Source organism: Pseudanabaena sp. SR411 (assembly GCF_002251945.1).
GTDB lineage: Bacteria > Cyanobacteriota > Cyanobacteriia > Pseudanabaenales > Pseudanabaenaceae > Pseudanabaena.
Genome location: NZ_NDHW01000134.1, coordinates 21921 through 28717 on the forward strand (window position 1 = coordinate 21921; position 6797 = coordinate 28717).

At 41.6% G+C, this 6797-nt stretch carries 6 protein-coding genes and 1 pseudogene; 2 read left to right on the top strand and 5 right to left on the bottom strand.

Annotation, left to right across the window (positions count from 1 at the left end; translation table 11 throughout):
* Positions 1-76 precede the first annotated feature (76 nt).
* Both malQ and B9G53_RS14345 read right to left on the bottom strand, forming a co-directional pair.
* A complete protein-coding gene (gene malQ, locus B9G53_RS14340; RefSeq protein ID WP_094533451.1) occupies positions 77-1606 on the bottom strand; it encodes a 4-alpha-glucanotransferase in 1530 nt (509 codons plus the stop codon).
* A 95-nt stretch (positions 1607-1701) separates the two neighbouring features.
* Entirely contained in the window at positions 1702-2283 is a 582-nt protein-coding gene (locus B9G53_RS14345) for a Uma2 family endonuclease (protein WP_094533453.1), read from the bottom strand.
* A gap of 152 nt (positions 2284-2435) precedes the next feature.
* Between B9G53_RS14345 and B9G53_RS14350 the strand changes: the two are divergent.
* A pseudogene (locus tag B9G53_RS14350) lies at positions 2436-3122 on the top strand (Uma2 family endonuclease).
* Between the two features lie 220 nt (positions 3123-3342).
* On the opposite strand, the gene B9G53_RS14355 reads toward B9G53_RS14350, so the two are convergent.
* Together B9G53_RS14355 and B9G53_RS14360 are read right to left on the bottom strand one after the other, a co-directional pair.
* Positions 3343-4302, bottom strand: coding sequence for a caspase family protein (locus tag B9G53_RS14355; RefSeq protein WP_094533455.1), 960 nt, complete (start codon positions 4300-4302; stop codon positions 3343-3345).
* Positions 4303-4368: 66 nt separating this feature from the next.
* Positions 4369-4752 (bottom strand): hypothetical protein, encoded by a 384-nt coding sequence (locus B9G53_RS14360; RefSeq protein WP_094533457.1) that lies wholly within the window; start codon positions 4750-4752, stop codon positions 4369-4371.
* A gap of 403 nt (positions 4753-5155) precedes the next feature.
* Here B9G53_RS14360 and B9G53_RS14365 point away from each other — a divergent pair, with 403 nt between their 5' ends.
* The gene (locus B9G53_RS14365) at positions 5156-5977 is read left to right on the top strand and encodes a DUF4082 domain-containing protein (protein WP_094533459.1); all 822 of its coding nucleotides are present in this window, start codon (positions 5156-5158) and stop codon (positions 5975-5977) included.
* On the opposite strand, the gene B9G53_RS27435 is transcribed toward B9G53_RS14365, so the two are convergent.
* On the bottom strand, positions 5966-6797 hold an 832-nt coding region (locus B9G53_RS27435), incomplete at its 5' end, for a hypothetical protein (RefSeq protein ID WP_176453221.1). The genes B9G53_RS14365 and B9G53_RS27435 overlap by 12 nt on opposite strands.

The window sequence follows — 6797 nt, forward strand, 5'->3', positions numbered from 1 at the left end:
TCAAGTTGCTTAAGACTAAAATAAAGGGTTCGCAAAGTGAACCCTTTATTTTGTACAGAATTTGTGCAGATATTTTTTAGCGGCTATACAGTTGGGTAATTTCGAGTAGACGATCGCTGAGATCTTGATTGAGTACATCGGGATCGCTATAGCGCCAGCCCCAATTTCCTGTTGCTGTACCTGGGGTATTCATCCGTCCACTGTTGTCTAAACCAAGGACATCTTGTAACGGCACGATCGCAATTACCGACACAGCCGCCATCGCCATGCGGATTAGCACCCAGTTGATCGGCTCACCTGCGGCAAACCCAACTATATATTTGTAGAACAATTCCTTTTCGTACTTACTTGCCCTTTGCCACCAACCTACAGCCGTGTCATTGTCATGGGTTCCTGTGTAGACAGCACTATTTCGCACATAGTTGTGTGGCAAATGGAAATTGTCCGAGCCGCCGCCAAAGGCAAACATCAGGACGCGCATTCCCGGAAAACCAAAGTCATCGCGCAATTTATCAACTTCAGGAGTGATCACACCAAGATCTTCGGCAAGAATTGGTAACTCACCCATTACTTCATAAAGCCTTGTAAATAGTTCTGTCCCAGTAGCAACTTTCCATTCGCCCTTAATTGCAGTTTCTTCACCTGCGGGAACTTGCCAAAAAGCCTCAAAGCCTCGGAAGTGATCGATCCGAATAATATCTACATACCGATTTAAAAAGCGGAAGCGATCGATCCACCATGCAAAGTCAGTTTCTTGGAGATATTCCCAGTTATAGACGGGATTTCCCCATAGCTGACCTGTGGCGCTGAAATAGTCGGGTGGTACTCCTGCCATTTGTGAGACTTCATAGGTTTCAGGATCGAGAGCAAAGTTTTTGGGGTTTGCCCAGACATCAGCGCTATTGTGAGATACATAAATAGGAATATCACCAATAATCTGAATGTTTCGCATATTGGCATATTGCTTTAGCTTCAGCCATTGATCAAAAAAGATGAATTGCACAAATCTTTGAAACTCAATTTGCTCGTGCAGTTCTTCACGCTTTTGTTGCAATGCTTGAGGCTCTCGTCTGGCAATCGCTGGTTCCCAATTATTCCAAAGAACTTTAGGATTTTGTTCATGCAATGCCATGAATAGCACATAGTCTTCGAGCCAGTCAGCTTCTTCGTAGCAAAACTTTTTGAATTGCTCTTGGAGCAAATACAGATCATGGTGATGCTGGAGATCTTGATCAACATAGCCTTGTTTAAAGCGCTCAAAAGCAATCTCTAGCAATTTGCGCTTGTATGGCATTACTGCCGCAAAATCAACGCGATCTTGATCAAAATCAGGAATATCAGCCCAATCCTCTTCCTTGAGCAAATGTTGCTTTGCTAATAGTTCAGGGCTGATCAGATAAAGGCTACCTGCGATCGCGCTAAAGCTCATGTAGGGAGAGTTACCGTATCCTGTGGGGCCAAGGGGCAGCACTTGCCAAAGCTTTTGACCACTGCGCGATAAAAACTCAATAAACTGATAAGCTGTCTCTCCTAAATCCCCAATCCCAAATTTGCTGGGTAGGGAGGTTGGATGTAACAAAATTCCACTAGCACGTTGAAAAGCCATAAACACAAAATTTCTAGATCTGGCTTTACTTTACCGCCTTATGTAGAGAAGTTGGCAAATGAACATATGCTCATTTGCTAACTTCTCTAGCAAACTTATTCAAAAATCTGGACTAAAGGACAAGCAAATTCTGGTAATAATGGTGAAGTGAGAGTATCACTTATAAATAGAGTCATTGCTAATTTGAGAATTCCATTCTCCCGACGATAAACTTGAACTTGCTTATTTCTCCAATCAGCAATCCAATATTCCAAAACTCCCCGAGATGAATAGAGTTTTAACTTAACTTCGCGATCGCGTCTTTCGTTTTCTGTTCCTGCTGATAGTACTTCAATCGCAATATCAGGCGCACCAAGCAATTGTCCCGCCTGATCAATCAAAATTTCATATCTCTCTTTGCTGATCCACACCACATCAGAAATAACATCATCCTTATCACCAAAGATTACACCTGCACCCATTGCGGCATATCCCAATCCTGTTATTTTTGACCATGCTTTTAGCTCGAAGTAAAAATTACCGCAAGTGGTTTGATGTTTCCAGTGAGGCGCTCTCGTCACGTAAAGTTCTCCATTAATAATTTCATAACGGTTGCCGTTGTCGGGTAGGAGTTCGAGGTCGGCACTTGTCCATAGGAGTTGAGCTTCGACTTTTGGGGTAATAATCACTGGAGTCATGATATTTTCCTAAGCAGCGCGATAAGGTGATTATAGCAATCAGAGTAGGGTAAAACCTAGAAGCTTGTGTCGCCAGCTTAGCTAGAGACACAAGCTCTGTTTTTTAGCTGTTAGCCTATAATTTTAGATAAATCCTTAGCCAAGAGTTAACTATGGTAGCCATCACCGAAGCGCGATCGCTGTCTAGCACTACCCCAGAAATCATCTATCCCAGTTCAGACGGAGAACCATTGGCTGAAACCCAACAGCACGCTTCCGCAATTCTCAACACCTTCGGATTATTGCGTCTATATTTACAAAATCAGCAAGCGGTCGTCTTTGCTGATCAATTTCTCTACTACATTGAAGGGAATCCCAGAGCCAGAGTTGCCCCTGATGTGATGGTAGTCTTTGACATCACGAAGAAACTCTATGACAACTACAAGATCTGGGAATGGAAGCAAAACCCAGCGATGATCATCGAAGTGACATCAGCAGGAACAAAGGATACTGATTTCAACTTCAAGAAAATGCTCTATGAGCAACTAGGTGTTACGGAATATTGGTTGTTTGATCCCTATGGGGAATGGATCACTGAGCAACTGCGTGGTTATCGGCTCAATACCGCAGAGATATATGAGCCAATCACTGATCATTGCAGTCAGGTATAGCAACTGAGGTTAGAGGCTGATGAATATCTAATTAGTTTTTATCGTCTCGATAGTGGCGAGAAGTTACGAACCTTAGAAGAGTTAGACTTAGCCATTCAAGAAGCAGAGCAGAGAGCGGAGCAGGCAGACCTAAGAGCTAAGCGCCTTTCTGAAAAATTACGTCAACTAGGGGTGGAGCTAGATGAATAGACTCTGTACTCAACCTCGCAACACGGGGACAATTTATCAGTAAAATCAAAATCATGTAGGGAGAGAGCATTCCCAAATCAAGAAAATCTGCAAATTTGCAGATTTTCTTGATTTGGGAATGCTTATATAAAACTCATAATATGAATATAGAGAAAATTTGTTTCCAGTGAATAAAATTGCAATACTACCAGTCAACTTTATGTATCTTTCCTATTTGAGGTTATGTAAAACGATGCTCAACTGTTTTTAGATTTGCTTGCCTCATTGACAATTCTGGATTATTTGACGCTCCAGAAGCCTTATCTTTAGTTTCTAACAGTTTAGCCATATACCTATCCACCGCCAAACCTTCAATTTCGGTAATCGCCTCATAATCCGTCCCATCCACCGCCAAAACCTGCATCCACAAACGCCTTGCCATATCAAGATTTTTGTTGCAACGCGCCTTAAAAGCCTCCTTCTTGAGCGGTTCTAGATCGATCTTTTCGGCATACTTCGGCATCAAGATCAAATGTCCCTTCTCCTGTGGATCGAGCATCATGCGCGGAGTCTGCCGCATCTTCGCCAACTCAGGCACACGATGCTTCAGATAAGTATTTAGCTTTGCCGCCGTTGCACAACGCCCCTGCACACCCAAACCCTCCACCAAAGCATAGGTAAACGCCCCATGCTCAAGGTTATCTACTTCATAGGAATATTCCGACGGGCTACAAGCCGCAATACTAATCACATCGTCAATTTTGGCTTCTCGCTCAGTTTCGCGACCAATGCCCTCGCCCGATCGCGTGCCACCATTACGCCGTACCTGATTGCGACAAGCATCTAGCACCAAAATCACATTGCCCGCACCACTTCCGCGCAAACTTTGGATCACCTGATTGACCGCAATTCCCGTATTGATCACATTATCAGGATCGCCATCACTCGGCATTAGATAATCAATCCCATCCTCCAAAATGCCATGCCCCGCAAAAAAGAACCAAAAATTATCACATTCATGGAGCATCGGCTGAGCAGACACCTCCTTAAATAACCTCAGTAAATTATTGCGAAAAGGCTTAGTTTTATTGCCCTCTAACTCTGGGGAATCGTCAGAGAAATAGAAAATGCGATCAAACTTTGCCTCTTCTTTGAGAAAGTGACAAATATGCAGCGCGTCATTTTTCGCATACTTCAGCATACTTCAAAGGATGCAAAAAATCATATTGATTGATACCGATCGCGATCGCCCAATTTGCCATAGAGCCTAAGCACCCTCAACCCGCTTAAACTTCAGCTTAATCGCACTCTTGCCACTTGCCTTAGCACCACTACCAATTAACCGAATTTCTCCTTCAGCACCAATCTCCACCGATAACTCAATTTCATTCAGACACATTCCCGATGTCTTTTTTGCCTCCTTTTCCGCACTGCTAAAAACCCGTCCCACCATCTGCAAGAAACCTGACATCTTCTGTTCGAGTTCCCCCACAGTTAAGGTCTTTTCAGTTTTAAGTAAATTTTTGCCCGACTGAGATTCTCCACTCAAAAAGCCTCTGGGATTCGCTACAGAGCTACCAACCTGAGGTTTATCTTCATAAGGTTCAACTGCGATCGTAATCATTTCGTAACTAGAATTATCTTGAGTCATTGTTGCTCCTGCTGTAGTAAATACTCAAATAGTTTTCTTAAAATCTCAAAGTTCTCAATGCTAAGTATCCTAATATCTAGAAGCACTTGATAACCTCTTTAAGTACAATTTCACGAATAAGAGTTTCTAGCATATCTCATTTTCCTAAGTCCAACTTACAACATCTAATTTCTTGATATGTTACAGACTGGTGCATGATAGCTTTCCTCAAAACCTGCTTACAGCAATTATCAATCAAAAATAACATCTTCATAGAGATCCGCAAATTTGCCCTCAAAATTAATACTCAATAGTTGGAAACTTTCTTGCACTCCAGAATATGTTTCTAAAAACCAGCGCTCCTCTTCTTTGTAAAAGCAATCAATTCGTTGACGTTTTGTGTTAACTAGAATCCCCAAAAAGCATGATCGATTTAGCAAATCCCGCAAACTGGCTAACCATATACGAAGCCCAAACAGTCCATGTCGGCGGCGCACCATTGCCCCCTATTTTGGTTGATGGCAGTTTCGACCACAGGTATCTAAGGGTAACGTCTGGCAATGAATACCCAAAACCTAGTTGGCAACTTGGAGCATATATAGACTTGATGCTAGATGAGTCAACACCCGAAACTAGAGCCTATAGGTTTGAATCACCAATCAATGAGGCGGCTTTATTAGTCGTACCAGATTGGCTAGAGATTTACAAAATTAGAGCGATCGCACCAAAGTGGTTCCGATGCATTGAATTAAAAATCGATGGATACCTTGAATTCCTAGGCATAACCTTTTTTGGTGATGAGCCTGATAACTTTGTTTCAGGTGAACCGCCTTACGAACTTGGGTTTAGATTTGCGTCTAGTGTTGAGGGACAAATAACTGCTATCAGGTATTTCAAACCATCCACTGAGACAGGAACTCATACAGGTCATATATGGAGTTCAGGAGGGACACTCTTGAGAACACAGGCTTTTACCTCTGAAACTTCATCAGGATGGCAAGAGCAATTATTGGACTCACCTCTAAACATAAGTGTTGATACTTTCTACACCGTATCTGTGAATAGTAATGAATCATATTCTGCTCAACCCAATTACTTTACTGATGTTCTATTGAGTGACGTTTTGTATACTGGTAGCGCTATTTCAACAGGTGTATTTAATACTTCTGTTGGTTCTTTTCCAACAGACAGTTTTAACTCTAATAATTATTTTCGAGATATTAGATTTATCCCATCAAACTCTTAAAAAACAAAGGTTACAGGTGTTTTCATAATTCAAATGAATATATGCAAACCTTTGGTAATTAACAAATTCATACTCAGGCAATTGTATATATTGCCTGTAGTATTCAAGCCTTGTATCTATATCCCAGAAAACTGTACCAGCAACACCAGAGCCTGTTAGTTGAAAACCGATCTGAATAGTTCCTAGCGCACTAAGAATAAACTTACTCATATCAGTTACCACAGGCGGACTAGGCGTAATTATTGACTTATTCAAGTTTGCTGGTTCAAATCTCTTGCCAATCCAATCAGGCAAATTAGAAAAAGAAAGTATGATTTGCTTCGCTTCTTTAGGGATTTTTATAAGCTGTGAGCTAGCAATATCAACACATTGATATATTTCTGCATTCTTCTCAACTAACTTCCGTTTGATATGTTCCAGAATTACATCCTTGATGTAATCCAGAATTACATTCATTAAAAACTTCAAAGGAGCTTTGTAAAGCACCAACAACTTAATTAGTTTTGGCAACAACATGATCGGGCTGCCCTTGGGGATTGGCACAATGTCCCCTTGAGCATTAGCCATCGTTGCATCATCAAAAGAAACTTCATCTTTTGCAAGCTGTAAGGCGATCGCTAAAACACTATTTATCTCTAATTGGGCTGTGCCAATTGCTCCATCTGCATCAGGATTGTCAAAGGTTAGCCCGTTAGTAGTCCATGCAGTCTCACTAATAGTTAACTGCTCAGTGATCATCGTCACAGGATCAGAGTCTTCTAAGCCATCACAGAATTTCTCGTAAATGTCTGCAATTTTTGAATAAATATCTTGTAAAGTT